Genomic DNA, 24,807 nt, shown 5'->3' on the forward strand with positions numbered 1-24,807 from the left:
TCTAAATGCCACAAACGACAAGGGCGCGCCTGCAGACGTGCCCTTGTGTTCAAAAATTTTCGACTGGCGTTGATGTGCGCCAAAGTCGATTGTCAGAGCGCCATGTCTGGCCGCTTCACGCCAGGCTCGCCCGGGGCTGCGCCCGGCTCTGCGCTGACGGCGCTCATATCAATCTGTGGCGGTGTTGGCAGTTGCAGGTGTTCGCTTGTATAGGCCCATTCCTGCATGACCTTTTCCGGGTCGGCGTTCAGCTTCGTGCCGTAGCTTGGAACGATCTGGCGGATTTTGGTCTGCCATTCGGGGGAGGCGACCTTTTCCTTGAAGACCTTTTCCAGCACGTTAAGCATGATCGGCGCGGCAGTGGATGCGCCCGGGGAGGCGCCCAGCAGAGCTGCGATGCTGCCGTCCTTTGCGCTGACGATCTCGGTGCCGAGCTTCAGGACGCCGCCTTCTTCATCATCGCGCTTGATGATCTGCACGCGCTGGCCAGCCTGCCACAGACGCCATTCACCCTGCTTTGCATTGGGGAAATACTCCTGAAGCGCTGCAAAGCGGTCGTCGTCGGAGAGCATCAGCTGGCCTGCAAGATATTCGACCAGCGGATATTCGTCGATGCCGACGCTGACCATCGGCCACGCATTGCTGAGCGTCGTGGAGGTCAGGAGGTCGAAGTAAGACCCTTCCTTGAGGAACTTCGTAGAGAAGGTTGCGAACGGCCCGAACAGAACGACCCGCTTGCCGCCGATGACGCGCGTGTCCAGATGCGGAACCGACATGGGCGGAGAGCCGACCGAAGCCTTGCCATAGGCCTTGGCCAGATGCAGCATGGTCACGTCGGGGTTCTCGTTGACGAGGAACGAGCCGCCCACTGGGAAGCCTGCATAATCGTCGCCTTCGGGAATGCCGGACATCTGCAACAGGTGCAGCGCGCCGCCACCAGCGCCGACGAAGACGAACTTCGCATCAACGGTGTGGCTGCTGTCGTCCTTCGAATTGCTGTAGCTCACGCGCCATGTGCCGTCAGCATTACGCTCAATGCCGTCGACTTCGCTGGAAACCTGAAGGTTGAAATTCTGCTGGCTCTTCAAATGGGCGACGAACTGGCGGGTGATTTCACCGAATTCCATGTCGGTGCCCAGCGGAGACCAGGTCGCGCCGATTTTCTGGTTGGGATCACGCCCTTCCATCATCAATGGCACCCATTTCTTGATCTGCTCAGGGTCCGTGGAATATTGCATGCCTGCGAAAAGCGGGCTGGCCTTCAGCGCCTCATAGCGCTTTTCCAGATAAGAAATGTTCTCGTCGCCCCACACGAAGCTCATATGCGGCGTGTGGTTGATGAAGGAGCGCGGGTTTTTCAACACGCCATTGCGCACCTGCCAGGCCCAGAACTGACGCGAAATCTGGAAGGACTCGTTGATTTCGACAGCCTTGGAGATGTCGATGCCGCCATTGGCGGTCTCCGGCGTGTAGTTCAGTTCAGCGAGCGCCGAATGGCCGGTGCCGGCATTGTTCCAGCCGTTGGAGCTTTCCAGTGCCACAGCGTCCAGACGTTCGAGCATTTCGATGGACCATGTCGGTTCCAGCTCATGCAGCCACACGCCGAGTGTCGCGCTCATGATGCCGCCGCCGATCAGCAGCACATCGACCTTTTTATCCGCCGCCTGCGCAAGCGCCGGTGCGCCGGGAACCGCGGCAGCCGCAAGGCCCGCCAGCGCCGTGCCCAGCACCTGGCGACGGTTCATGGTAAAATCCTGAGAAAATCCGGTGGTAAGGCCGTTGCCCTTGATATCTTTGGTCACGTCTTGTCCTAAATTATTGATGATTTTCAATTTGTGCGGCGCAATAACGCACAAAAGTCTGTAAGACAACTCGTGGCCGGAAGGGGCAGGTGCCGCATTTGGCACAGGGGGCCGTCACAAGGCGGTCGCAGAAAAGCCGCGAAACATAGCGCATCAAAGATCAAGCTGCGACATTTTGCCTTATTTTTCCGCGTCATAGCAGCTGTAAAGCAGCATGATGCGCGTTTGAAACTCATCAGCTATAGCAAATACTAATCGGTTGAATAAGCAGGAATGCGCTGTGCGCATATCTGATGTGCGGCGTCGATTTGAGCTATGCGCGGTGATGTGAGCGGACAAATTGTCAGATCAAAAAAGCCCGCCTCGGAATGTCCGGGCGGGCTCTTGGGTCGATATTCGACAGGTCTTAATCGGCTGCGAGGAACTCTGCGCAGTAGCTTGGGCCGTTGACGCCGGGACGATCCGAAACTGTACGGATCGAGCGGATTTTGTAGTCGCTATCGACGACAATCTGCACGGTGCAGGAAAGGTAGGAGGTGCGGGCAGAGGCTGTCTGGCGACCGCGCTTGCCGTCTTTGCCTTCTTCGAACTTGGCCGGAATTTTCGCAGTCTTGTAACCGCCGCGCCAGTTGAATGTCGTCGTGGAGCCGGTGTCGACATCGCTGAGTGGCGGGCCGAACTTGGCAAAGAAGACGCCAGCCGACTGGCCAACCCAACGCGTTTCGACCGCACTTTTGGGCGAGAGCGAAGGGCCTGTTGTGGTGCAGGCGGACAGGGCCATCGCCAGCCCTACCAATGTCACGCTACGAAAACGCATTGAGATTTCCTTTTTATGCCGTATCCAGAAATGGGAGATGATGTCCCCTAGCAGATTTGTGGCGATGCGGCAGGGGCGCCAGACACGCAATCGAATATTTTTCGCCACAATTGCTTTTTTGTAACGTTTTTGACCCGCGCGAGAGGGCTCAAACCGGGGCTCAATATCTGTCACAAAAATTACATGTGGCGCGCTTGTCGAAGATAATGAGCTGGTTTATAGCAGCGCTGATGGTCGCGGAGTGTAGCGCAGTCTGGTAGCGCACGTCGTTCGGGACGACGGTTTCTAAGCGGATGCGTCTTTCTAGAGACGTGGCCGAAACCCTTGTTTATCAGGGCTTGTAGATGTTTTTAGCCTTCGTATTGAAATAGCTTTGTTCTCCATGCGCACAGTTTGCGCACAGGTTCAGAACGCATTCGCCGCGCTTTGCTGGAAATCAGGCGCGTTATGCAGGTACGTTCTTTCGAACTCATCGCTGGTAATTCCAAGCGATGCAGCGGCTTCCTGAACATCAACGCCAGCATGGGCCAGCCATGTCGCGCGCGTGTGCCGCAATATGTGCGGGGTGACATCTTCGCCCAGTCCAGCCTTAGCGCGGACAGCACGGAAGGCCTTGTGAGGCTTTATCAAACTCTCCCCGAAATAATGAATGACATATTGAGCGGCGAACTCATTCGATTTTCTGTCTCGCTCATACCAGTAGCGCAGGAATCGCAATAGGCGCGGCGGTATCTTTGCCGGCGTCTTGCGCTTGTTGTGAGCCACGCGCTCCCCGACCGCTTTGCGGTACATCACGCCCTTCTCAAGATCGACCCACCCACCATTGATATTAGGCATCCAGTTGAGCCCGAGCATGGCCGACAGGCGGGTGCCGCTGTAGACGCCGACGAGCAGCAAGCGGACAATGTGTTCGCAACGGTGGGTGTTTCTAGCGGCTCTGATGAGCTTGGCAACTTCCTGCCTTGTCAGCCAGCGTTCGCGTGGCAGGCTTTTTTCTGGAAGAGTGACCTTTGGCACAACGTCCAAGGTGTATTCGCCATGGTAGTAATTGATGGCGGCTCGGAGAACCTCGAGATCGCGGCGCGCGCCAGACACGGTTCCGCGCCATTCGGCAAAATCACGGCAAAGCTTGCCGCGAATATCCATTGCCAATTTTCCACCGAAGAACTCATTTAGACGAGCGATGCGAGCCTTTGTCTCTTTTGGCTCGCTGGTCTGATCAGCTTTCTCATCGTGATAGACGAGGAGGATATCAGCTATCTTGATCGAAGCGGCAGAACCGCCGCGCTTTGGCTCGTATTTTTCCGCGAGGTATTCACGGAGTTTGTTTTCTGCGCCGACAGTCTCTGCCTCAGAACATCCTGTGCGGATATCTTTCCCGCCATCTCTGATGATCCAGACGCGCTTTCCCTTGTCGGTTCGGAGATAGAGCCTGGGGGGCTTTCTTCTCTGTGACATTTTTCAATCATCCTTTTGATCCCGTTGCGAGTGACGAAATCCTTATTGGCAATCCGAATGAGATTGAGATTGCCGCGCTGCGCTTCCGTTCGGAGAGCGGATTTCGTCAGCCTGCCACCGAAGAACAATCGGCACGCCTCATCAAGCTTTACGGGTTCGTCATCCCCGATAAACACAGGGTCTGTCATCCCTCGCTCCTTTCAAGCGCCGCTCTGCCAGCTATACCAAGCTGGAGCTTTCTGGTTTTCCCGCACCAAGCGCACATAGGCTCCTCATTGCCGGGGTTTTCCCCTGCAAGACAGGCTTTGATGAACTTTGATTTTCGGGTTTCGTAATTGCCGCATACACAACGGACCACCCATTTTGCGCCGGTACCACCTGTCGGTATATCCGCCGCAACGCCGAGGACATTCAGCCGACCAATTTTCGAGCCGGTGAGATCAACAAACTGGCTTTGTTCATATTCATGCTTGCTAGGTTCGCGAAACGGTAGCGGCGTAGCGCTATGCACTTGGTGGGCCTTTGCACCAAATTCAAAATGTTCGCCCCTACCAGAAACTAACGCTGCAGTTTTGTTTGCGGGAGAGAGTGGCGCAATCGTGTCGAACAGGTTCTTGGCCATCAACGCTCCTCCGATTGCAGTTTGCGGATAGCTTTAGCTGCCCTTCGCAAGGAATTCCTTCGTTGCTCCCAAGGGGTTTTCTCGGCTGCTACATCAACAACCTTCGCAGCCTCCTCCAGCGCGACCCGCCTTGCGTCCTTCTCGCGCTGATCTGCTTCGGAGAGGAGTGTGCGTGACCGTTCTCGCTCGGCAAGAATTGCAAGGGCGATGACGACATACGCGTCGGTCTTCAGGATTTTGCCGTCTGCTTCACGCCAGGCCTTTTGAGCCGTTTCCATAATGTCTTCTGGGATCGCGCTCATTCTTCCTCTCCCTGCTTGGCGGCGGGTGCTGCGGCCATCGCCTGTGCGGCAGTAGCGTGGACGCCGACGAAACGAGACGTTGCGCTGAAGTCGTGGTTGTTTAAGTGCCATCCATCAGCGTACCTCTCGACTGACCAAGGATAATTCGAATAGCGCTCTGGGATTTTCTTCCAGCCTTCCGGTATAGCCACGTCCTGCACCTGTGCGGAGAGGGCGGAAACTGCTGGTTTGGTGGCGATTAAAGAAGCGATCTTCGCAGCATCCATCGGCGTGAAGTTTCCTTCCACCCACCGATGATTTCCAATGAACATCGAAACCGTGATAAGGTCGTCGTTGTCCTTCCATTCCTTAACGCTAACTCGGCTGTCAGGCTTTCCCTCAGCGCCCGTTTCGACAGAGGACCGGATAACACCGATATGCTTTTCGTCATCGGTCAGCTTCACGGCCACGGATGGCGCGGGAGCAGATGGAGAGTTGAGAGCGGCAATAATAGCCTTGCTCAACTCAGGGCGCATAACCGATGGGAGAAGCTGAATGGCCTCTCTCAAGTCCTTCGCATCAACTGGCTGGCTATATGCCACCGGCTCCGCGTCCGTCGATAGGGCGGCTTCGAGGGCAGCGCGGGCAAATTTCTCCTGCAGCCGCCAGCCGAGTACATATCGGCGTTTGCGATCATCTTCGGTGTCGAAACTTTCTTTCCCATCGAAGACGTTGATCTGATGCAGGCAGTCAGGGTTAAGCCCCTTGACCGCGCATATGGACCTTGAGGCCGCTTCAATCATCTTCTCAGTTACCATGGGTGTCTCCAGTGCTGGAAAGGGCGGCGCGGTTACGCTTGGCCATGACGCGCATCATGATAGCGTCCACATCGTCAGACGGTTTGCCTTCGGATAATGTTTCGAGAAGGCAGGCGGCGGAATCTAGCTCGTCGCGCAATCGACCGACATACTTTCGTACCGGCTCGGCACCATTCCAGATACCCGGTTCGCCGCGCGCGCCGCTGATGATCTGGTAGATTTCGGCAATCGTGGAATTTGCCCCTCGGGCTTCCATCGCGTGGTTCTGCGCTTCCAGCTTCAAACGGTCGGCAAGATTGCGCAGTTCCTCGTTTTCGCGCTGCAAGCTTTCGAGGGAATCATTTGCCTCTTCTGCCCGCGCCTTCTCATGCCACAGGCCATAGCGAAGCATGCTGTTGATATCGCGGATCCGCTCAAGCTCCTGAATGGCCTCAATGCTCAATTCACCAGACTGAACAAGCTTGTCGATGTGCGGGCATGTCAGTTCCGGCTCAACGTTGAGGGAGGATAGAGCAGTGCGGTCTTTTTCAAGCTCACGCATGAACTTGTCGCGCCAATGCTCTGGCATCGAGACATGGTTGATGATGAAAGCCATGTTCTCGGTTTGCCGTTCCAGCGCCTTCTTGATTGCTGTGATCGTATCTGCGGTCATGGCTTGGCCTCCGTAGTGACCGATATCGGAACAGCTTTGGTGCAGCCTTTGCCGCACGCCTCGGGATTAAATGAGGTCGTTGTGCCGGTGCAGTTAGAGAAATAGACAAACCGGCCAGCGTCTTTGAAGCGATACACCTTGCAGCCATCAGTTTCGAATAGGACCGCGACAGGCACATTTGGGTTGTCGGTGCTTTGTCTCGACACCGGGTCTTCACCGCAGGATGCCAAAACAGCAGCCGCCAACAATAATGCTAAAATGCTCTTCATGGCTTGGCCTCGTAAAAGCTGTTGCGTGGGAGCGGTGGCAGACCCTTGTTCGGATCGCGGCTAGATGACTTCTCGGACTTCGCGAACGATGGGCCTAGGAGCGGCTTAGCTGGCTTCGTCTTGATCCCGCGCACTTTGTCCTGCTGGCGAACCGTCTTCGCTGCCATCGGGATATCGTGGTTTGCCGTCTTCCACTTATGGCATTTGATGCAGACGGCGGCGCAGTTCTCCAGGCTATTATCCTTGGAGTTGGCATCGAGAACTATGTGGTCGAACTGTACGCCAAGCGCCAGATCGGCGTTGCATCGCTGGCCGGATGGAAGGCCATACATTGCTCCTATGGCTTCGCACTTAAATCCGGAGCGGGTGAATGCCTCGCGTTGGGTTTTCTTGGTGAACTCTTTGCGGTTGGCCATCACATCTGCCCTCCCAGCGCGTTCGAGCAGGAAGACTTGGGCTCTGTCCACATCGTGTAAGCCTTGGCGGTGACAACACCGGGCCAAAGCAGCACGGCATAATATTGCTCGGTTCCTGAAAGCTTCCTCCCAAGCCTGCCTTCGACACCAGCGGCAATGCCGATGCCCGCAATGATGTAGAGAGCTATCGCGAGTGTACCTCTCATAGCCCACCTCCCAGCGCTCGGGTCACCCGCTTCCACCAAGGCTCATGCCCAATGGAGTTGCGGAAGTCGTTGACCTTGCCCATGGCGTCACGCTGCTGGCGCTCGGCCATCGCCTTGTTGATGGTTGACTGGAACGGATCGGCTGGCTTCTTCACCCGGATTGTTTTTGTGGCGGTGGTCATGATGCACCTCCAATCTCGGATGGCTGGCAATCCAGAACCTCGGCATACAGCGCGAATGCCTTCTCACGAAGCGCAGGCATCACCTTCGGATCGGCCTTGATCTGGGCATCAACGCTTTCGACAAAGCCCTTGATGTGATCGTGCAGTTCGGCAGGAAGTTGAGCCTTCCACATATCCTTCGCTGCGATCAGCGTGTTCCGGCGCTCTTGTGGTGTCGTCAGCAATGGGTCAACCGGGATGAACATCATCTTGCGCAGGCATTCGATTAGGTCTGCGCGATCTGCCGGGAATAGTTCTGAGGGCGAGGCGGCTGGAGGAGTTTCCACCTCGCCCTCTGCTGGCTGGGCGCCAGCGTCAACCGACGAAGCAGGGGCGGAATCGTCGGTATCAGTGTTGTTGAGTATTTCGCCTGTGAGAGCGTCGTGCGGCTCGTCGGCGGCAGGTGTTGCGGTGAAGCCTTCGCGCTCGTCAGCGGCACGCTGTGGGGCGATAGGTTCATCCGACAGAGGGTCAAACACAGGCGTGATGTTCTTGGCTTTGTCAGGTCCACGGAACTCTTCGGCTTCGTCACGATCATAGACCCCGAGAATGACTTCCGGGCAGTGACGGCGCGCCCATGAGCGGGCTGCGAAATATCCGAGCTGCTGTTGCGGGTCAGATTTCCACAGCGGTGAGTTCTTGGTGGTGATGCTGCCCATGGATGGCGACGTGTAGACGCATTCCTCGCCGTCTAGGACGCCGGTAACAGTGCATGTCAGGGCAGGGCCTTCACCATCGAACTGGTAGCGCAAGCGGCCCTTGATACCGGATCGGGTGTTGACGACAGCGGCGATAAGCTGGGCCTCATAGGCAATGGCGCCACCAACCGAGTAGGATTTGCTGGCGACGGCAAAAGGGGACATCTGCCACTCAAGCGCCTGAAGCGCGACGGCCATACATGCCCCAGCATTCCCGCGTAGGTGCTTTGGAAGCGCGATATCAGCCCGCGCCATGACTTCTGCGAACTTGACAACCTCTCCCAGGTTCTGCGGCGCGATCTTGGTGCCGGTACCGGTGTTGGAGACGCCGACGGCATCCATCGGGATACGCTCTTGCTGTGTGGCTACTTGGTTCATGATCATGCTCCAGTCATGAGGCGCTGCTGGTACCAGACCGGCAGATCGGTTTCGTCTAGTTCTTCAAGGGGAGTGGACGGCACCCACGCGGCAGATGTGCCGAACTCCTTCATGTATCGGCGGTAATTGCCGATTGCCTTCTCGATCAGATTTCGCGCATACCCAAAGAGTGGGTTGCCGGGGGAAAGCTTGATGCCGTGCGATATCGGCGCGCCGTCCTTCTGCCAAAAGACAAAGACGAAGGCGAAGACCTCGTTGACAGCCACCTTGGCAAGCCATTCCGGGTCATGCGGTCCAAAGACCTTGCCTTCAGCAAACAGCCTTGCCATCTGGCGGCGACCGTCTGCGTAATGCTCTGCCGAGATGATGTAGTCGTAAGAACCGATTGCATCCCGGCAAGCCTTGTCGAACTCCTTGCCATACATGTTGGCGAGAGATTTCAAGTCGGTGATCGCATTCATCTTGAGATAGTCGAACCGGGCCTTGTAGCGAATGCCATCGACCGTCCAGAAAACCGAGACTTCCGGCTCTCCATTCTCGAAAGCATTTGCCAGCGTCTTGTTGGCCTTGATGAAGGCCGAAGCGGCTAGGATCTTTGTCCAGTCCTTGAACTTGACGGGCGTCTTCCCGGCAGACTTGATCTTGGCAATCTCGTCCTTGCCATCCTTGATGTTGCCTGGGTGCATCTGTGGCGCGTGGGCAGACTTGAACTTGTCTTCGCCTTCGAGGACGCACTGGTGAAGCTGCCGACCGAATATCTTCGCTGGTGTGTCGTCGTCATCTGGGCGCGCTGGGTTGAGGTGGCTTTCCCACCAGAAGTCCGGCGCATTGCCGATCAGCTTCTTCAGGCTGGTTGAGCCGAGCGCAGTATCAGCGTGATAGACCGCATCGCTCATGCCGAAATAGATACCGTCGGCGTGGTTCGTGAACCCAGCTTTCTCGCCAGCGTCGGCAACGATCTTCGCGACGAGATTTCCAATTACCTGTTCCATGCGATGACATTCTCCTGATTGATTTTCGCCTGCTGTTTCAGGCTGTTTTCGAGAACCAGAGTGCCGCCGAACAAAAGGCTTGATGCGACGAGAACGACCGTCAGGCACTCAATCCGCCATGCTTTTGCAAAGGCCTGATCGATCCTTTTGAGGCGCTTTTCAGCGATGTGCAGCAGGACGGTTACTTCGTCTCGGGCTTCTTCTGGTGTTGGGAAAGCGTCCATCACGCACCAGCCTCAACTGGCACGTCCAGCGTTTCGAGCATCGCCTGCATCGCCGCGATTTCGATCTCTGCCTTTTCACGCAAAGCCCCGGCCTGCTTTTCCATGATCTCTGCCATAGTCGCGAAGATCAGCTTCTGGTGCTTGTTGATGGCTGCGATGAAAACTTCATTCACGGCCTTGCCATCGTTCAAGGACAGTTGGCTGTAGACTGATGAGCTGCCGTATTGACCGGCATAAGCGTAAAACCACACATTCGTTTTGAACGCGAAGTACTCGCTGCTGCTGCTTGGATTGAAGCCGAATCCTTGCTTGTCGTGGTGCTTCTTGTCGGCAAATGCCTTTGCGAACCAGTCGTGGAACCCGCCGATCTTCGCGGCATCGCTTTTCAACGTCTGAATTTTCTGGATTGCTGCTGTATCGGTTGCCATTTGTCCTGCCCCTTGATTGCGCGGGTAAAGCGTGGTGGGTGTTTGGAAGTTGGCCGGGTTGCCGGAATTGCACCTTGAGCCCCGTCGGGCTGCCCCTCTCCGTTACAAACGGAGCGCTCTCTCTAGTGAGCTAAACCCGTGTTCTGTCCGTCATGCAGCCGCAGCAAGAGCGTTGGCCTTCTCAGCGATGCGCTTGGCCGAATAGAGCGAATTGTTCGTGATCATCCGCTGCCATGCCGTGTTGCGTGGCGACCATTTCCAAGCCGCGCCTTTCAGCTCCGCGAGGATTTCTGGCGTTGGCTTGCCGTCAAAGACGATCTGGACGCGCTCGATGTCGTGGTTGACCAAGATTTTGATATCGCCAACGATGACTTCTTCCGTGCCGGTCTTTGCGCCCTCTGGCTTTGGTGGCGCGACATAGCCGACCAGATTCACCGCCTTGATTGCCGTAGCCAGTGCGCGTTCCTGCCAAGTGTAGAACTCACCGCACTTCTTCTCGAAAGACGCCCAGACCTTCTCTTGGCGGCGCACAGGGAAGTTTGCGGGGCCGGTGATCATGGTGGACATCATCCGGCTACGGGAAGCCCAGACAGCGTTCTGGCGCTGGATATAGCCTTCACGGAAGCGCTCCGACTGAGCGACTGCCTCGGCCATGCGGTCTTCGTTGTCTGCGATGGCTGCCAGCTTGTCGTTGAATTCCTGAATGGCAGACACATAGCTGGCGACTTCGCTTTCGCCCCGGCGCTCTGGGCTGTGGCTGGTTCCAGAGTGGGCGCGGATTGCAGCCTCAAGGCTAACGTCGGTGGCGAGTGGCGTTCTGAAATTGCTCATATCGGTTACTCCGCAGCTGCGAGGAAAAGGGCAGGAGCGCTGGGGCGAACGAAGACTTTGCGGAAGCACTGAAATTCCATGACTTCGCCGTCCATCTGGTCGGCAACTTCCTGAGCTTCGTCTGCGTCGTCAAATTCGTGCGCGGCGTCGGCGTCCGTGGACCAAACAAACTCGCCAGCAAATGTCGTGAGGTAGAAGGCAGAGCCGTTGCGGTTAAGCTTTTCGACGTTGAAGCGTTTTACGAACTGCTCTTCCATGACGTTCCCATCCTCATCCGGGGTTCTGTTTCCGCCTTCCGTTTCGTCGTCCCGTAGGAGCTTCAGTCGGTGGGCTGATGGGGATTATGAAAGCATATCTTTCAACTGTGCGCAAGCAAAAAGAAAGCATTGCTTTCAGTTTTGTGAAAGCGTATGTCTTTCAGCAAGCGATGGGCGACCGGGTGCAATTCCCGAGCTGATGAAGCCCACGGCGCGGGAAGCGAAAGCTCTTAAGTGTGCTGTCAGAAAATCAGGGCGAGGTAAGCGAATAGCTCCTCTGGCGTGTGTCCCATCCCGGCTCCGGCCTTCAGGACTTAGCCATGGTTTCCCCGCCTCTTGGATTTGATCCATGGGGTAGGGGGAAGCTATGGCTGGAACCCTCCCTCACCATCCTTCAAAGACAAAAGATTTCAGGATAGGAAGAGTAGATAGGTAGTGGGAGAGTGCATGTCCGAAGATCAACGCAATGTACGTCCAAAGCGCCGTCGCCCGGTCTGGCCGTGGTTGCTCTTACTGGCCGTAACGCTGATCGCAATCGCGGGCTATTCGAAGCTCCTATCCGACATCGAGGACATGAAGCGGACTTGGAACGATCTGGTGCAGCTTTTCTGGCTAATCGTACCTGACAAACAATAGGCAAAAAGAAACCCGCCACGATGGACGGGCAGGTTGGGAATGCCGCGCGTACTCAGTACATTTCGCGCTTGGTTTCAGCTTTGCACGTCAGACGTTAATCGCGCGTGAATGGTAACAAAAAGAAACCCACTGGAGCGGGTCACTGGGTGCCGGCCGATATCCCGAGAAGCTGCTGTATCTGGCTTTGGAAAATAGTGATTGCAGCTATCAGTGCACCCACGATCCCGTAAACGCCGAAGACGAAAGATTTAGTGGCCATTGAGCTTTCGATGCGTACGGCACGGTCTCTCACATCGCGCATGTCGGTGCGCAGTTCCGATACGTCACGCTTGACGTATTCCAAATCAGCTTCGAGTTTTGCTAGGCGTGCTTCCATGCCGCCATTATTGCCACCATTGCCGCCGCCATGCAAATCTGCTTCTCTCTTGGCAGCTTCTGCGGCTTGACTGAATCTCGCAAACGCGTCCCGATCGATGTTACTCATCCGCTTCGATCCCCGGAAAATTCTTCTGAGATGTTTTTACGACTTGGTCAAAACTATCGAGCATTGCATCCATGCTGGCGGTAAGTCTGTCGATCTGGTCCCTCGGCACGTTCGTATGAGTTAGTGTAATATATGAAAGTTCAAGCACCACTCTATGGACCTTTTGAAAATGGCCGATGAGATCAAGCACTTCCATCTTCGTCGCATAAAACGGTTTCATCGGATCGTTATTACTCAATGCGTTATTCCTCCACGTCGCTCGACATACTGAGCGTTCAACAGATCTACCAGATCGTCTGCCTCTTCCATTTTAAGCGCATCCATCAGATTCCCGTTCACCTCCGCCGGAAGCCCGGTGAAGATATCGAAGACAGTCCAGTATTCGTCGTGGGCGTTCTTGCGCATGTTGTATCGGGCTTCGGACGGGTCAGGCATCACAATTCCCCTTTTGCGTTTAAAACGACTCGACTCTTGTTTTAGAACCTGCTTTCTTACCGTGAACGAAATGAGAACAAACGGGAGAAAGAAAATGGCTCAGAAAGCGGTAAATCAGTTTTTCGTAGTGCCGCCAGAAGATCAGCGCGACGGCGTTGTTGAAAACAAAGAGTTGTTCAAGGCCCACCTCAACGAGAGCTTTCCGGCTTATGAATTTTTGGTTCAGAAGAACTCCCCCTTTGAAAGCGACGACTTTCAAATAATCCCTATCGCTGGCGTGGTCGGGGACGATGAGAACCCCGGTGAAATGAGAAAGATGCCAGAGCGCTGGGTACTCGATGACATCGTGCAGGTCTGCCGCCGGTTTGACATCTCCACTTCCAAGCGCAAGCTCTCCTGATTACTTCCGAGCAATATGGCCGACGATCCGGCCAAGGATCGTCAAGCGCTCAAGCTCAACGGTGAAGCGCTCAAGATTTGGATTGTCCGAGATGATACGGACCTCCACAGGATCGCTGAACGGCACGCGCTGGAGCCGCTTGATTTGCGGTTCACTCTGGCCGTCGCTGATGGCATAGACCGTATCGCTGGACATCGTGGTCTGCGATAGGTCCACCAACACGCGATCACCTGGCATGTAAGTCGGCAGCATCGAATCCCCGATCACTTCCATAACCAGAGTGTGGTTCGGTGAGGCCTTTGCTTCATTTCGCAAGTACTGGAGCGGGATAAGCCATTCGGCCACCACTGCGTGGCCAGAGAAGCTCTCGCGACCCACGGATATATTGATCGTTTCCCCAACGACGCCGGACCCGGCGCCTAGCTTCACGTCTACTTCAGGAAGCGCACCATCTACCGCAGGCTTCCAATGCTCGCGGCTATAGCTGGCCGTTTCTTCCCGCGGTTGGTCATCACCTTCATCGGGATCGTATGATCTCACCAGAGCGCTTGTTATTCCCGTCGGTGCGACAGTTTTTATCACAGGGCCGCTACCCTTGTTGTAGGCCAGCCATTCGAGATCAACCCCTGATACTCGCGCAATCGAGGTGAGGCTTTCCAAGGAAATCTCCTTGCCAAGCTCCCAGTTCCCAACGGCGCCTCGGGTGGACTGTTTGCCGTGTCTGGTAAGCACTTCGGCAAATTTCTCTTGTGACTTTATGTGCATCACTTCGGTCCGGACATATTTGATCCGTTCGCCGCGCTCAGCATCGATTTTTCTCATTGTCGTCATTTCGAGAATATGCCCGACGAAAGAAAAACTTTCACCGAAAGATATGCTTGCATTAATCTGAAAGATATGCTTTCAATATGGGCATGGAAACAGTTTGCGAAAAAGCCAAAGACACCGCCGGCGGACCTGCCGCACTCGCTAAGGCATTGGGAGGTGTCACCCCCCAGGCCGTATCTCAATGGAAGAAAGTTCCAGCAGAGCGCGTTCTCGAAGTCGAGCGTGTCACTGGCATTTCGCGTCATGAGCTTCGACCCGATGTGTTCGGCGTTGCGGAGACCGCAGCATGACCCAATGGAGCCACGATATCAGCGCCGCACCGCGCGGCGAAGAAAAGCTCACCACGATTAGCGTAGACGGCAAACAGCGCACGAAGCGTGAATATCACGTCGCTCCGGTTTGGCTGGCTTGGGCTGATGGATCGGTAAGCCGCTCCTATTGGGTGCCTGAGACCAAAGCTGGTCCCGCCCGCTGGTCTGGCTGCACAGCGGCACAGGTTCCGATTGCTTGGCAGCACTTCGTTGTGCCGGAACATCCATTCACCCAGCGCGATGGCGCCAACGCAGGAGGCAGCCATGTAACCCCCGGTCGGAATGCTCACCCTCAACCATCGGCGGTTGAGCCCGTCAGTAGCTCCACCGAGTTCTACCTCGAAGATGCGGGGTCGGGCGCATGACATCAGCACGTGTCGAAGCCACGCTCCAATCACAGCGCGCAATCCACCAGACAGCCTATCAGGGCTGCCCAGAGTGCCAGCGTCGTCTGTCCATAGCAGAGATTGTCGAGCGCCATTGTGAAGGCTGCGACAAGGAAATTTCACCACGGGATATTCGGGAGGAACGGGCATGAAGAATTCTCGCAAGCGCAGCACTCCCAAGCCCATCGTCATCGACATGCAAGCCCTTGAAGCCGAGCTTATGGCCGAGGTGGACCGCATCAACCGTGAACGGGTGGCGGCATGAATAGCCAATCCCTCTTTATCGGTCTGGGCGCTTTCATCGGGGCTGTAACCATCCTCGTCATTCTCGCTCATTTTACAGTGTCGGGGAGGAAGTGATGGCTTTGGCAATGCTCAAGCCTGCACCTTGGCAACTTATGGATCAAATTGAGGGTGATCGCGCATCGGAAGCCTTTGTGGCCCTCTGCGCTGTCTATCCCGGCAGTGTCTCAGCAAAAGAGCTCATGACTAAATCGGGTCTGTCTTGGCGGGCCGAGCCGATCAAGTCCTTCGTGTGTCTTTGCAACGATTTCAAACGCATCAACGCAGCTATCAATCTCTACGGCTGGCAGGCCGAGCGGACCAATGGGACGCCTGATGCAATTTACTGGCTTTCGCCTCTGGGCGGGTAGCTCCTTTCCTATCGGCGCCCTCTGATAGTCCCAAGCTATCAGGAGAGCCGACCATGATCCGACAAACCTCAACCCACAAACCGACAATTAGTAAAACTGAAAACAGGGAAATTTCGATGAGTACCCTAGAGATGTTTTCTCCAGAACTGGCCCGAGATTACGGGCGCAAAATGCTTGAGATGGAAAGCCGGGGCAACGGCGATCAGTTGAATGCACTCGAAAGGATTGGCCGTGTTGTTGGCCTCAAGCCACGCGCTGTCCGTCGCATTCTCAACGGGGAAACCCAACCGACATTATCGGTCTTCGCCCGCTTGCGTTCCGGCTACCTCGATCTCTGCGAACGACAAATAAACCGGCTGCAGCACGAGGTTGCGACCGAAAAGGCGAGGTTTGGCGATGCTGCTTTTGCAGGTCTTGATCAAGAAATTCAGGCTCTGGCGGAAAAAATCCACAGAGCAAAAGAAGGCCAACCGAATGGATAGGAAAGGAACGGGTGAATGACAGCAGCAACAGCGAATATCGGACACAACGTTGACAAGGCAGAGCGCGAGCGGCGTGTTCTCTTCGCGTTCTACCACAAGAAAGACCGCGAGATTGCGGCGAAGATCAAGGCTCTGGCCGAGGAGAAGAAGTCAAACCGGCAGAATGCAAAGGCATCAGGTTTCCCCGCCCAGAAGCTCGACCATTACCTGGAATCATTTCAGGCCGAAGATCACCAGAAGCCGGTCGATAAGCTCAAGTCGGAACGGGAAAATCTCGAATGGCTTGGCTACATCCCGGCGACGAGCGGCGGCGACCTCCTCAAGCAGACTGATCGCGTTGACGGCGAACAGATGATTCAGGCCAAGGGCTTCCACGCCGGTCTGACGGGGCTTGATAGAGCCTCGGGCTACGACGGTGGCAGCGCAGACGACAAGCTCTGGCTGGAAAGCTACGACGCCGGGAAGAAGGAATACGATTCCGAAATCCCCGACATTATGGCGCGTCTTGAAACCACCAAGAGCAAGGAAGAGCCGCCGGTAACGTCTGCCGATGGCGATGATCCGTTCACCTTCAATCAGGAGAAATGAGCCATGGCCTTTGAGCGGGTTCTTATTCAGGCAAAGCAGGCATCCACAGGCACTGGCTTCAAGGTCATTTTGTCTAAGCGAACTGGACCCGCTTCGATGCGGTTCACGATCACGAAGGCAGTGGCGACGAAACTTGGTTGGTCAAACGGCGACAAGCTCGAAGTTCTCGTCGGAACCGAAGGCGACCACGGCATGCTTCGCTTCCGCAAAAACAACAGCGTTGGCGATGCCATCGTAAGCTTCAAGCAGACGGCCAAGGGCGAATGGGTGTCACTCAATATCGGACACCAAGCCCGCTTCGTTGACGAGGCCCAGCCAGCCGCTTGGTGCCAGTTCGAAGAGATCGAAGGCGGTTATGTCGAAGTCGTCCTTCCACGGTGGGCAGACCGCACGGCGCCGAAGAAGGTTTTGGCTGAAGCCAGACCAGTCGGCAGGCCACCATCTGACCCAACCCGCAGACCGGCGGCAGTTACCTCTAGCATCATGGGTGATCCACCACCGAACCGGCGCGAGATGATCGCGAAGATTGGCGAGATCAAAGCCTAAGAGTTCCCCCGGCCAGCTTACTCCCTGCTGGCCCATCTAGCCCGATGCGATGACTTGTAGTGCGGACCCGTCGCATCGGGCCTTTTCAATCCACGAGGCCGGATATGAACCACGTACCGCAGACAAGTCAGTTTACCTGCCCGTGCTGCAAGGGCTTTATCGGAGAAGCGGCGCCGATCGATGCTGTCAACGACAGCCTGTCGCGCCCGATCCTTCGCATCATCCTTGACCAGCTTTCCAAGCGCGTTGGCCGTAATGTCAGGCGCGATGCCATCATAGAGGCCTGTTACGCAGACGTTATTGACGGCGGCCCCGACGATGCGGAGCGGGTGTTTCGCGTCAACATGTTCAATCTGCGCAAAGCCATCAAGCCTTTCGGCTGGCATATCGAATGTGTTGGCGGCGTGGGTCGAGGACAAACGGGTGGCGCCTTCTATCGCCTGATGCCTGCGGAGGTGTCGCCATGAAGGTTCTAGCGTTCGATACCTCAAAGACAGCCGGATGGGCCGTGTTCGATACCGATCGGCATATCTCTTCGATCACCACTGGCGTTCTCGAATTTCCAGCCAAGGCGACAATCGAATACTGCGCTGACCAGATGGGCCTCAAAGTGGCGGCTCTGATCAAAGAGCATCGGCCCGCATTCGTCATCATGGAAACCGCGCTCAAGATGAGCCCCGGCGGCACGTTGGCCACGGTCGTTTCCTGCATGCTTCACGGCGCGGTTCTATCGACGGTCGCGAACTTCGGTATTCCTTGGGGTACGATCTCTTCAGCCACCTGGCGCAAGATGTTCTACGGCGAAGGCTTCAAGCCGCCTTTCAAGATCCACAAGCTGAAAACTCCCGACAAGAAGACCGGCAAGACAGAGCGGATAGAATACCTCTGGAAAGAGGCTATCGTGACCGCCTGCGAGCGCGAGAACATCGTTCTGCCGACCCGCAAGACCATCGCTCATAATGCCGGGGAAGCCGCTGCAATCGCCTACTGCTGGCGTGGTGCGAAAATCCATGCCGGTCGCTATTTGCCAGCCTTCCAAGACTTCCTGCAGCGCCGCAATGAGCGGTCTTCATCCAACGATCTATTCGCGGGGCAGGTGGCATAATGTTTGTAACGTTAATTGAGAAGAAGCTTCTCGCTAAGACCTTCACGCAAATCCAAGTAGTCTCCGAGCAAGGAAAGGGTCGCTTCAGTAGGCGGGTGTCCGGCGTGATAGTAGCAGCCTTCGAACTTGGAGCCCTCAATGTCACACGTAAAGTCAGCGCCGCTGAAATCGCATCGGATAAATTCGTTGTTTTTACTTTCTTCGGAGATTTTGAGAACCAAGGAGTCCTGGACATTGCAGTCTCTGATCCAAGCACCTTTGTTGATAAGTATGCTGTGTTCGATTCGACAATCCTGAAGATCAACTGTTCGCACGAAGTTAATATTTCGGAAATGTGCGTTCACCAAATAAACTTCACTATTACCTTCGCTCTCCAGCGCCCGCGCATCCGTTTCTCCTTCAGCTGCAGACCTCCCCAAGTGACCGAGCAAAGCCACGGAAGCCAAATAATAATCTATTTTCCCGCGCTCGTCGTGGTGCCTAATAAATTGGTAGAGAATATTGCCCGCAGCTCTAACCGCCACTTCGTCATCTTGCTTGAGAATAGCCTCGAGCATGTGGACCCCGGTTGCGCGCGACGAAGATTTGTCAGCTTCGAGCAGCGATCCACCTTTTTCAAGAAACCCCAAGTTCTCCGACGCTTGCCCGAGACGAAGCTGTTTCTCAGCGTGTTGCAATTGTTTCTCAGTTCGCAATCCCTGCGCAATTGTCTCGTCAACTTGTCGCTTAGCGATCCAACTTCTCCAAATGGCGAGAGGAAGTCCTATGATGCCAAGCAGGAACAATCCGACGTTTCGGACGATCTCGGACCGCTGAGAGAGACCGTCAAGGCTTTCGCTCCTGGCGGACACAATCTCGGAAACACCGAAGAGTCCACCAGCAACGACAATTGCCGCGAACACCACCAATGTGAGCCCCACAGCGTCAACACCTTTGCTTCCAACTCCACCCGTATCGTTATTTTCAGGCATGCAACTTCACCCCTCAGCCAGCTTTGCAAGGCTTCGACTGATTCTATGAGAAGTTGCAAGAGGTGTGCAGCATGAACGCCATGAACCAATCCGACCGCATGATGATGGACAAGATCACGGAAGCCGACGCTTTCGATGCTGCTGAACAGTTCTTCGCCTGCATGTTCGCTGACAACGAGGTTTTGAAGGACTGCGGGCTCGATGCTGACGACTTCGGCGAGCCGCTTCATCACACGGTCTTTTCCGAAGCCTTGAAGCTCTATGAAGCGCAGCAGCTGGTCAATGCCGTATCGCTTAAGCCAGCTATCCCGCGCCACATCGACAAGCTTGAAGTCACGCCAGCCGAGTACCTTTCCCGGTTGATGATCATGGGTGCCAATCCGTCTGTTCGGTCTGGGCTTGTCGCGGCGATCCAGATCATCAAATCGGTATCGCTCGCCCGCAAGGCAGCGCATGAAGCGCACTTCCTGTCCGATCTGGCCAATGAAGGCCACACTCTCCTGACTTTGGACGAGGAGATCGAAGCGCTTGAGAATCGGCTACGCGAGACCAGACAGCGGTTAAGCGCTCTCCGCAACGGTGCGTCAGCTGGCGCTCTCTATCTCAATGCCTTCAATGCCTCTGCCAAGCGCAACGGCGTGGTCGGCGTTCCTATCGCGCTGCCTGAAATAGGCCGTGTGCTGTCAGAGCCGGTCATGGAAGCGGGAAACCTCTATGGTCTGCTGTCATCATCAGGCGAGGGCAAAACCTCTCTGACGGTCCAGATGGTGCTTTACGCGCTGGAGCAAGGCCACCCGGTTCTCGTTATGTCCTATGACCAGTCGGCAGCCCAGATCATCCGGCAGATGATTTCCCAGAAATACAGCATCGACAACAAGCAGCAGCGCGATCCCATGAACAACATGACGGACAGCGAGAGAGACACTTGCGTTCGGTTCAGCACGTGGATCGATCAGCAGCCGTTCGAAGTCATCAAATGCCGCCGCGAGGGAATCGACCGCATCTGCACCTATGCCCGCCGGTTTGTGAAGAAGCACGGCAATGGCAACGCGCCCATGATCGTTCTCGACCACATCGGGAAAGTGACGCCAAAGGACGGCAGACTTTCCGCCGACAGGATATCCGGCGACATCACTGTAGAGGCCAAGGCCTGCGCAGAAGAGACCGGCGCTGCCTGGCTCGTGCTGAACCAGAGAAATGGGCAAGGCGACAAGCGAGACAATCCCCGGCCTATCGCAGCTGACCTTTACGGCGGTACCGGCGCGCGCGCTGACTATGACGCGATCCTCTACCTCTACTCCGCAGAGAAATACAAAGCCGAGCGAGAGAAGGTCGCAGCATCCGACGCCGACTGGAAGAAGATCAACCGGGTTTTCGGCTCCGACATCGCAGGCGTTCGCGAGATTGGCGTGATCAAGAGCCGGTTCGGAGACCCCACGCTGACCGAGAACGTCACCTTCATCCCCCGATACACACGATACGAGCCGAACAAACAGGCCGACCAACAGCCGAGGATGTTTTGATGACCCCCATCCAGTGGAACGGATCTAGCACGAGCTTCAGACAGTGGAGCAAGGCGAAGAATAGAGGGCTATTCGCATGACGTGGTCATTGATGCAAAACGTCAGTATCGAGCGACGATGCCCCGGAGACCGTATGTATGTGGGTTCGCAACTTCCTAGCTTTCGTCTCGCCTACAAGTTCGTACTCCAATTCTACGGGGAATGTATCCCAGCCGTAGACCTGCGGGTTTCGCGTTATGTGGACTGCTATCGAGAATTTCAGCATCGACGGCTCGCTTTCTCGCTTTACCCAGCCTTCAATGAGAATTGCTGGATCGAAAGCAATTGCAGTACTTCCAGTAGGGTTCAAATTTCCGAACCTGCGCGCAAAATCTGGATGCTTTTCTGGATTGAAGAAAAGATAAAGCGTAGCGTCCAGTTCGCTGGGTTCGATCAAAGCAATCCGCCTGAGGATCATAGATCGTCTGTTCCAGTTGCGAATGCGGATGACTACACGACGGTTGTCCTCCGCGTGCTGTACGGCGTCCAGACTGGGAGGAGCGTCACCCAGCTGAAAGTCAGTTTGTTTACGAGCAGCCTCTGCTTGCTGCCGAAGGCTGACTATGGTGATCCCAGCCGCAACCGCCGCAGCCCATCCACTCAAAGCTCCCACCCACTCGCGAAAGCAACTTTCGTCTGCACTGCAGAAGAATATTTCGCTGGGTGTGCTGAGAAACAGATAACCGATGAACATCGCCATCAAAATAATTGGCCCAAGCCAGTCCCAAAAACCTGCAGGCTTCATTCGAATCTCCCACGTCGTGATTACGTTTCAATCACAATGAAAAAGCTATTCACGCGGTCTTGGCTCGAAACACTCCAATTTGTGCCGAACAGCATTATTTCTGTCGTCTCCGTCGTGTGCTCGATGGATCGCTACGTGGCAGAGTGGGTGCAAGGCAATTACGGAATAGATGTCATCTGGTCCATTATCGGCGCGCCTATCGACGTGGTGGCACTCAAGGTATGGCTGGCCACGACGATTATTGAATGGCGCGGGTTCATTGCAGCATTCACATACGCCCTGTGCTCTTCGCAGAACGTGAGCCGTGATAGCCGCGGCACGATGGTAGACGTTTCGCTCACCCCGGTCTGCTGGTCTCTGATTTCCAGCGTCGATCGCTCGTTGGCGGAGCACCTCATCGGGTTCCGCATCGTATGCTTCAACGATTTCTTCAAGGGCATCTTGGCCGAGGGCTTCTCCGCGGACCAGGTTGAAGATCACTTGTTGAACTCTGGCGCCATCACGAACGACTTCTATCTCGCGATAGCCGTTATAGAACCATTCGCCATCAAATCTGTATTCGCCATTTTCTTTGAAGAACAAGAGTATCGATCGACCAACCTGCATGTGGTCGCGGATTTGGTGGTTGTTGTTTCGCCAAGCTCTGCCGCGTTGCGCGCGCTGTCCGTAGTACTCGTAACTTCCATCAGGAAGAAAATGATCACGGTAGCCGTATTTATTGCCGTGGGGATCGGACACCACAATCACAGTGTCCTCATCGTTGCTGTGGCTGATGCCTTGAAAACGATCGCCTCCGAACGTCGCTTTTATGTCCACGCGACGACGAAACCCAAGTCCTATGTGCTCATGCCACGGCATGCAATCCCCCCTGCCTATTTACCTGAGGCTGTATCAACCGAGGCGGGTTGCATCCGCGTTAAGGAGGAGCGTTAATGAACCACTTCGCAGCCTATTCAGTACCCGTTCCCGGTGGCCATTGGGCTATGTGCCGGTTCGCACAGAACGCGCAGCCATGGCCGATCCTCGACGGTGACAAGCCACTGATATTCACGACAGCCAAAGACGCGCTCATCGCCGCACAGGCCCACGTCATCAAGCACATAAACGGCACCATGCGCCGCGACGGAGCGGTTCTTGAAGCCCGCAGCAAGGCCGACGCGATATTCAATCTCCCCCGTTCCGTAAAGGTCAAGGGGAGAGAGAAGCGCACTGAGGTAGAGAGACGGAGGATAACGGCATGAACAGAGTTGTCATCAACATGGACGCTCAAGGCTTATTCACCGTCTACAGCGACGAACCGATTGAGTTCTTCGTGGTCTGCGATCACGTGCCAGATGATCGTGTCTACCAGATGGAGGTAGAGACAGGCGTGGAGAAGGTGCAACAGCAATTGCGCCTTGATCCTGTCGGCCACCGGAATGACAGCCACACGCTGGGTGAGGGGTATGGGCCTCGTAAGCCGCCATCAAAGCGCAAGCTGGAGGTGGTGAAGTGAACCAGATCGCACACATCTCCTATGAAGACAGAGCCAAGGCCAGAGCCGCTGAAATACGGCGCCGACTGATGGGAACCCCAAGGCGGGTGAACGTCATCCGTGAGGTGCTGGCAGACGTTGCGGCCCGACCAGTTCTTCCGACCGTAGAGCCCAAGCTGCAAGGCACCCATTGCACCATAAGGCTGGTAATGCCGGAACCTATCGTATTCGACCGGATATCCGATGTCTCTTTCGGTCCGCGCACCATGAAAGAAATTGCTGACGAGGTTCTGAGGTCTTTTCCAGACGTCACGCTGGCAGATATCAAAGGCCACAGCCGCATGCGCCACATCGTTCGCCCGCGCCAGTTGATCGTCCATGCCATTAAGACGGAACTGAACAAGTCATGGCCCGAGATTGGCCGGTTTATCGGCGGACGTGATCACACCACCGCGCTGCATGCGTTCCGTAAGATCAAAGCGGAGAGGGTGAGGGCGGGATGATCGATAAGCGCGTCTACGCCATATGCGAAGAGTACGGGATCGAGATCATCGACGGTCGCGCATACCCAGACGTTCGCCAGACGCGCGCTGTCGCCACTATGGACCGTATCTTGCGTAACCGTGGCGAAGATCATTTCCGCATGGTCATGTCCACATTGGCCGAGACCGATAACAATCAGGGACAGTTGGATGAATACCTTTTCTGGGCAGTCAGCGACCTTGTGGAAGCTTGCAAGGGGATTATCGAGGATGATCCATCCGCTTGGCTAGAATGCTTCGACGCAACACCGGTAGGGCAGCTACAATACATCGCTCGAGACCTATGCGGCATAACCCATCAGCGACATGCAATCGCTGGAATGCTATATGAAAGGATAGTCAGGCGCTTCGGTCCCAACGCTGCGCAAGGCGATCTATTTGATGAACGACGGAGGACAGCATGACCCGCGAAGAGATCATAGAGCTTTTCATCTCGGCTGCCGACGTTGACCGCCGGTTGCCAGACACAGCACGGCCCGCAAAACTCAAGGCTCAAGCACTGCCATATGTCCACGACAAGGCCGACCAAAACGGCTGGGGCGCGGAAAGGTACGGCGAGGAGCGTGAGAGCTTCTGGGATAGCCGCTCCACCCGATTGAAGACGGAAGACATCGGGATATGGGAACGGGCGAACGAACTCATCAAGCGCACCACGGATGAAAGCAACCGTCGTTGCCTGTGGCGCTGGGCTAAATCCAAGGTCGGCGGGCGACCTTTCAGTGAGTGGTGCAGGGCAGAGGGCATCCATTCGGAGACGGGAAGACGACGCAAAGACCGTGCAATCGTAGAGATTGAATTAAGTTTCCATCGGAACGCATTGCAAAATAACGAAAATGCCCCAGAAGAGCAGTTGTCAAGTGGCCATGAAATCAGCGATAAACATGTCATCATAAGCGATCCGACGCACTCACTTACATGGCGCTCGGATGATGCTTTCAGCCCCGTGGCAGTTCCAGAACTTCGGGACTTCACATGGTCAGACAAACGAAACGAAATGCGCCGCCAGCGTGAAGCAAGAAAGCGCGAGGCGGCATAACAGTTCGCATGATGACGCGGTAATTAGCCAAGGCCGTCCTCCCCGTAAGGGTGTAGAGTAATCCGAGTGTTTGGCGCTCGGCATGCGATTGGGAAGAGATACTTTGATTAACCGACGGATAAACTATCTTTGGCTTTATCGAACGGGATTGATCGTCATTCTGATTATGGCTTGCGTCACATCGGAATTCGCACGTCTCGTGTGTCTTGGCTTTGCGATACTTTGTCTCCCCGGCGTTCTAAGATTGTACGTA

41 protein-coding genes and 1 tRNA gene are annotated in these 24,807 nt (G+C 55.5%); 17 read left to right on the forward strand and 25 right to left on the reverse strand.

Annotation, left to right across the window (positions count from 1 at the left end; translation table 11 throughout):
• Positions 1–92: 92 nt before the first annotated feature.
• The 18 genes from mqo to HRR99_RS03105 form a co-directional block, all read right to left on the reverse strand.
• On the reverse strand, positions 93–1,745 hold the full coding sequence (gene mqo, locus HRR99_RS03020) for a malate dehydrogenase (quinone) (RefSeq protein WP_233123562.1): 1,653 nt from the start codon (positions 1,743–1,745) through the stop codon (positions 93–95).
• 463 nt (positions 1,746–2,208) lie between these two features.
• Positions 2,209–2,619, reverse strand: coding sequence for a cupredoxin domain-containing protein (locus tag HRR99_RS03025; protein ID WP_233122702.1), 411 nt, complete (start codon positions 2,617–2,619; stop codon positions 2,209–2,211).
• 405 nt (positions 2,620–3,024) lie between these two features.
• On the reverse strand, positions 3,025–4,077 hold the full coding sequence (locus HRR99_RS03030; RefSeq protein ID WP_233122703.1) for a tyrosine-type recombinase/integrase: 1,053 nt from the start codon (positions 4,075–4,077) through the stop codon (positions 3,025–3,027).
• A gap of 184 nt (positions 4,078–4,261) precedes the next feature.
• A complete protein-coding gene (locus HRR99_RS03035) occupies positions 4,262–4,699 on the reverse strand; it encodes a hypothetical protein (protein WP_233122704.1) in 438 nt (145 codons plus the stop codon).
• A complete protein-coding gene (locus tag HRR99_RS03040) occupies positions 4,699–5,001 on the reverse strand; it encodes a hypothetical protein (RefSeq protein WP_233122705.1) in 303 nt (100 codons plus the stop codon). Before HRR99_RS03040 ends, HRR99_RS03035 begins: the two co-directional genes overlap by 1 nt.
• On the reverse strand, positions 4,998–5,798 hold the full coding sequence (locus tag HRR99_RS03045; protein WP_233122706.1) for a hypothetical protein: 801 nt from the start codon (positions 5,796–5,798) through the stop codon (positions 4,998–5,000). The genes HRR99_RS03040 and HRR99_RS03045 overlap by 4 nt, the downstream gene beginning before the upstream one ends.
• Positions 5,788–6,450 (reverse strand): hypothetical protein, encoded by a 663-nt coding sequence (locus HRR99_RS03050; protein ID WP_233122707.1) that lies wholly within the window; start codon positions 6,448–6,450, stop codon positions 5,788–5,790. The genes HRR99_RS03045 and HRR99_RS03050 overlap by 11 nt, the downstream gene beginning before the upstream one ends.
• Positions 6,447–6,719 (reverse strand): DUF4884 domain-containing protein, encoded by a 273-nt coding sequence (locus tag HRR99_RS03055; RefSeq protein WP_233122708.1) that lies wholly within the window; start codon positions 6,717–6,719, stop codon positions 6,447–6,449. Before HRR99_RS03055 ends, HRR99_RS03050 begins: the two co-directional genes overlap by 4 nt.
• The gene (locus tag HRR99_RS03060) at positions 6,716–7,135 is read right to left on the reverse strand and encodes an HNH endonuclease signature motif containing protein (RefSeq protein ID WP_233122709.1); all 420 of its coding nucleotides are present in this window, start codon (positions 7,133–7,135) and stop codon (positions 6,716–6,718) included. The genes HRR99_RS03055 and HRR99_RS03060 overlap by 4 nt, the downstream gene beginning before the upstream one ends.
• A complete protein-coding gene (locus HRR99_RS03065) occupies positions 7,135–7,341 on the reverse strand; it encodes a hypothetical protein (protein WP_233122710.1) in 207 nt (68 codons plus the stop codon). Before HRR99_RS03065 ends, HRR99_RS03060 begins: the two co-directional genes overlap by 1 nt.
• Entirely contained in the window at positions 7,338–7,523 is a 186-nt protein-coding gene (locus HRR99_RS03070) for a hypothetical protein (protein WP_233122711.1), read from the reverse strand. Before HRR99_RS03070 ends, HRR99_RS03065 begins: the two co-directional genes overlap by 4 nt.
• Entirely contained in the window at positions 7,520–8,638 is a 1,119-nt protein-coding gene (locus tag HRR99_RS03075) for a recombinase RecT (protein WP_233122712.1), read from the reverse strand. Before HRR99_RS03075 ends, HRR99_RS03070 begins: the two co-directional genes overlap by 4 nt.
• Positions 8,639–8,640: 2 nt before the next feature.
• Positions 8,641–9,630, reverse strand: coding sequence for a PD-(D/E)XK nuclease-like domain-containing protein (locus HRR99_RS03080; RefSeq protein ID WP_233122713.1), 990 nt, complete (start codon positions 9,628–9,630; stop codon positions 8,641–8,643).
• On the reverse strand, positions 9,618–9,854 hold the full coding sequence (locus tag HRR99_RS03085) for a hypothetical protein (protein ID WP_233122714.1): 237 nt from the start codon (positions 9,852–9,854) through the stop codon (positions 9,618–9,620). The genes HRR99_RS03080 and HRR99_RS03085 overlap by 13 nt, the downstream gene beginning before the upstream one ends.
• Positions 9,854–10,282, reverse strand: a complete 429-nt coding sequence (locus tag HRR99_RS03090; RefSeq protein WP_233122715.1) for a hypothetical protein — start codon at positions 10,280–10,282, stop codon at positions 9,854–9,856. Before HRR99_RS03090 ends, HRR99_RS03085 begins: the two co-directional genes overlap by 1 nt.
• A gap of 50 nt (positions 10,283–10,332) precedes the next feature.
• Positions 10,333–10,421: transfer RNA gene (locus tag HRR99_RS03095), tRNA-Thr, on the reverse strand.
• An 11-nt stretch (positions 10,422–10,432) separates the two neighbouring features.
• Positions 10,433–11,113, reverse strand: a complete 681-nt coding sequence (locus tag HRR99_RS03100; RefSeq protein WP_233122716.1) for a hypothetical protein — start codon at positions 11,111–11,113, stop codon at positions 10,433–10,435.
• 5 nt (positions 11,114–11,118) lie between these two features.
• A complete protein-coding gene (locus tag HRR99_RS03105; protein WP_233122717.1) occupies positions 11,119–11,370 on the reverse strand; it encodes a hypothetical protein in 252 nt (83 codons plus the stop codon).
• Between the two features lie 447 nt (positions 11,371–11,817).
• Between HRR99_RS03105 and HRR99_RS03110 the strand changes: the two genes are divergently transcribed.
• Positions 11,818–12,006: a hypothetical protein gene (locus HRR99_RS03110; protein ID WP_233122718.1), complete on the forward strand. Its 189-nt coding sequence runs from the start codon at positions 11,818–11,820 to the stop codon at positions 12,004–12,006.
• A 139-nt stretch (positions 12,007–12,145) separates the two neighbouring features.
• On the opposite strand, the gene HRR99_RS03115 is transcribed toward HRR99_RS03110, so the two are convergent.
• The 3 genes from HRR99_RS03115 to HRR99_RS03125 are packed head-to-tail and all read right to left on the reverse strand — an operon-like array spanning position 12,146 to position 12,925.
• Positions 12,146–12,490, reverse strand: a complete 345-nt coding sequence (locus HRR99_RS03115; protein WP_233122719.1) for a hypothetical protein — start codon at positions 12,488–12,490, stop codon at positions 12,146–12,148.
• On the reverse strand, positions 12,483–12,728 hold the full coding sequence (locus tag HRR99_RS03120; protein WP_233122720.1) for a hypothetical protein: 246 nt from the start codon (positions 12,726–12,728) through the stop codon (positions 12,483–12,485). The genes HRR99_RS03115 and HRR99_RS03120 overlap by 8 nt, the downstream gene beginning before the upstream one ends.
• Positions 12,725–12,925: a hypothetical protein gene (locus tag HRR99_RS03125; RefSeq protein ID WP_233122721.1), complete on the reverse strand. Its 201-nt coding sequence runs from the start codon at positions 12,923–12,925 to the stop codon at positions 12,725–12,727. Before HRR99_RS03125 ends, HRR99_RS03120 begins: the two co-directional genes overlap by 4 nt.
• A gap of 94 nt (positions 12,926–13,019) precedes the next feature.
• Here HRR99_RS03125 and HRR99_RS03130 point away from each other — a divergent pair, with 94 nt between their 5' ends.
• Positions 13,020–13,325: a hypothetical protein gene (locus HRR99_RS03130; RefSeq protein WP_233122722.1), complete on the forward strand. Its 306-nt coding sequence runs from the start codon at positions 13,020–13,022 to the stop codon at positions 13,323–13,325.
• Here the strand turns inward: HRR99_RS03130 and HRR99_RS03135 are convergent, their stop codons facing one another.
• The gene (locus HRR99_RS03135) at positions 13,326–14,138 is read right to left on the reverse strand and encodes a S24 family peptidase (protein WP_422387329.1); all 813 of its coding nucleotides are present in this window, start codon (positions 14,136–14,138) and stop codon (positions 13,326–13,328) included.
• Between the two features lie 101 nt (positions 14,139–14,239).
• Between HRR99_RS03135 and HRR99_RS03140 the strand changes: the two genes are divergently transcribed.
• From HRR99_RS03140 to HRR99_RS03180, 9 genes are all read left to right on the forward strand, one after another.
• Positions 14,240–14,443, forward strand: a complete 204-nt coding sequence (locus HRR99_RS03140) for a transcriptional regulator (protein WP_233123563.1) — start codon at positions 14,240–14,242, stop codon at positions 14,441–14,443.
• Complete coding sequence (locus HRR99_RS03145; protein ID WP_233122724.1) at positions 14,440–14,829, forward strand: hypothetical protein; 390 nt, start codon at positions 14,440–14,442, stop codon at positions 14,827–14,829. Before HRR99_RS03140 ends, HRR99_RS03145 begins: the two co-directional genes overlap by 4 nt.
• Positions 14,826–15,002 (forward strand): hypothetical protein, encoded by a 177-nt coding sequence (locus HRR99_RS03150; RefSeq protein WP_233122725.1) that lies wholly within the window; start codon positions 14,826–14,828, stop codon positions 15,000–15,002. The genes HRR99_RS03145 and HRR99_RS03150 overlap by 4 nt, the downstream gene beginning before the upstream one ends.
• Positions 15,003–15,209: 207 nt before the next feature.
• Positions 15,210–15,503 (forward strand): hypothetical protein, encoded by a 294-nt coding sequence (locus HRR99_RS03155; RefSeq protein ID WP_233122726.1) that lies wholly within the window; start codon positions 15,210–15,212, stop codon positions 15,501–15,503.
• A 53-nt stretch (positions 15,504–15,556) separates the two neighbouring features.
• Positions 15,557–15,985 carry a hypothetical protein gene (locus tag HRR99_RS03160; protein WP_233122727.1) on the forward strand — a complete coding sequence of 143 codons (429 nt, stop codon included), beginning with the start codon at positions 15,557–15,559 and terminating at the stop codon, positions 15,983–15,985.
• Positions 15,986–16,000: 15 nt separating this feature from the next.
• A complete protein-coding gene (locus tag HRR99_RS03165; protein ID WP_233122728.1) occupies positions 16,001–16,573 on the forward strand; it encodes a hypothetical protein in 573 nt (190 codons plus the stop codon).
• A gap of 3 nt (positions 16,574–16,576) precedes the next feature.
• Entirely contained in the window at positions 16,577–17,119 is a 543-nt protein-coding gene (locus HRR99_RS03170; protein WP_174022102.1) for a hypothetical protein, read from the forward strand.
• A 104-nt stretch (positions 17,120–17,223) separates the two neighbouring features.
• A complete protein-coding gene (locus HRR99_RS03175) occupies positions 17,224–17,586 on the forward strand; it encodes a helix-turn-helix domain-containing protein (RefSeq protein ID WP_233122729.1) in 363 nt (120 codons plus the stop codon).
• Positions 17,583–18,224 (forward strand): RuvC family protein, encoded by a 642-nt coding sequence (locus tag HRR99_RS03180; RefSeq protein WP_233122730.1) that lies wholly within the window; start codon positions 17,583–17,585, stop codon positions 18,222–18,224. The genes HRR99_RS03175 and HRR99_RS03180 overlap by 4 nt, the downstream gene beginning before the upstream one ends.
• A gap of 11 nt (positions 18,225–18,235) precedes the next feature.
• On the opposite strand, the gene HRR99_RS03185 is transcribed toward HRR99_RS03180, so the two are convergent.
• Entirely contained in the window at positions 18,236–19,195 is a 960-nt protein-coding gene (locus HRR99_RS03185; RefSeq protein WP_233122731.1) for a hypothetical protein, read from the reverse strand.
• Positions 19,196–19,266: 71 nt separating this feature from the next.
• On the opposite strand from HRR99_RS03185, the gene HRR99_RS03190 reads away from it, so the two are divergent.
• The gene (locus HRR99_RS03190) at positions 19,267–20,718 is read left to right on the forward strand and encodes a DnaB-like helicase C-terminal domain-containing protein (protein WP_233122732.1); all 1,452 of its coding nucleotides are present in this window, start codon (positions 19,267–19,269) and stop codon (positions 20,716–20,718) included.
• An 85-nt stretch (positions 20,719–20,803) separates the two neighbouring features.
• Here HRR99_RS03190 and HRR99_RS03195 read toward each other — a convergent pair whose 3' ends face one another.
• Positions 20,804–21,502, reverse strand: a complete 699-nt coding sequence (locus tag HRR99_RS03195; protein ID WP_233122733.1) for a hypothetical protein — start codon at positions 21,500–21,502, stop codon at positions 20,804–20,806.
• 45 nt (positions 21,503–21,547) lie between these two features.
• Complete coding sequence (locus tag HRR99_RS23250) at positions 21,548–22,360, reverse strand: HNH endonuclease signature motif containing protein (protein ID WP_422387287.1); 813 nt, start codon at positions 22,358–22,360, stop codon at positions 21,548–21,550.
• A gap of 74 nt (positions 22,361–22,434) precedes the next feature.
• Here HRR99_RS23250 and HRR99_RS03205 point away from each other — a divergent pair, with 74 nt between their 5' ends.
• The 5 genes from HRR99_RS03205 to HRR99_RS03225 are packed head-to-tail and all read left to right on the forward strand — an operon-like array spanning position 22,435 to position 24,554.
• Positions 22,435–22,743 carry a hypothetical protein gene (locus HRR99_RS03205; RefSeq protein ID WP_233122735.1) on the forward strand — a complete coding sequence of 103 codons (309 nt, stop codon included), beginning with the start codon at positions 22,435–22,437 and terminating at the stop codon, positions 22,741–22,743.
• Positions 22,740–22,997, forward strand: a complete 258-nt coding sequence (locus HRR99_RS03210) for a hypothetical protein (protein ID WP_233122736.1) — start codon at positions 22,740–22,742, stop codon at positions 22,995–22,997. The genes HRR99_RS03205 and HRR99_RS03210 overlap by 4 nt, the downstream gene beginning before the upstream one ends.
• Complete coding sequence (locus HRR99_RS03215; protein ID WP_233122737.1) at positions 22,994–23,479, forward strand: helix-turn-helix domain-containing protein; 486 nt, start codon at positions 22,994–22,996, stop codon at positions 23,477–23,479. The genes HRR99_RS03210 and HRR99_RS03215 overlap by 4 nt, the downstream gene beginning before the upstream one ends.
• A complete protein-coding gene (locus HRR99_RS03220; protein WP_174022095.1) occupies positions 23,476–23,922 on the forward strand; it encodes a hypothetical protein in 447 nt (148 codons plus the stop codon). The genes HRR99_RS03215 and HRR99_RS03220 overlap by 4 nt, the downstream gene beginning before the upstream one ends.
• Positions 23,919–24,554 (forward strand): hypothetical protein, encoded by a 636-nt coding sequence (locus HRR99_RS03225; protein ID WP_233122738.1) that lies wholly within the window; start codon positions 23,919–23,921, stop codon positions 24,552–24,554. The genes HRR99_RS03220 and HRR99_RS03225 overlap by 4 nt, the downstream gene beginning before the upstream one ends.
• Positions 24,555–24,807: the final 253 nt, after the last annotated feature.

This window comes from Agrobacterium vaccinii (assembly GCF_021310995.1).
Classification (GTDB): domain Bacteria; phylum Pseudomonadota; class Alphaproteobacteria; order Rhizobiales; family Rhizobiaceae; genus Agrobacterium; species Agrobacterium vaccinii.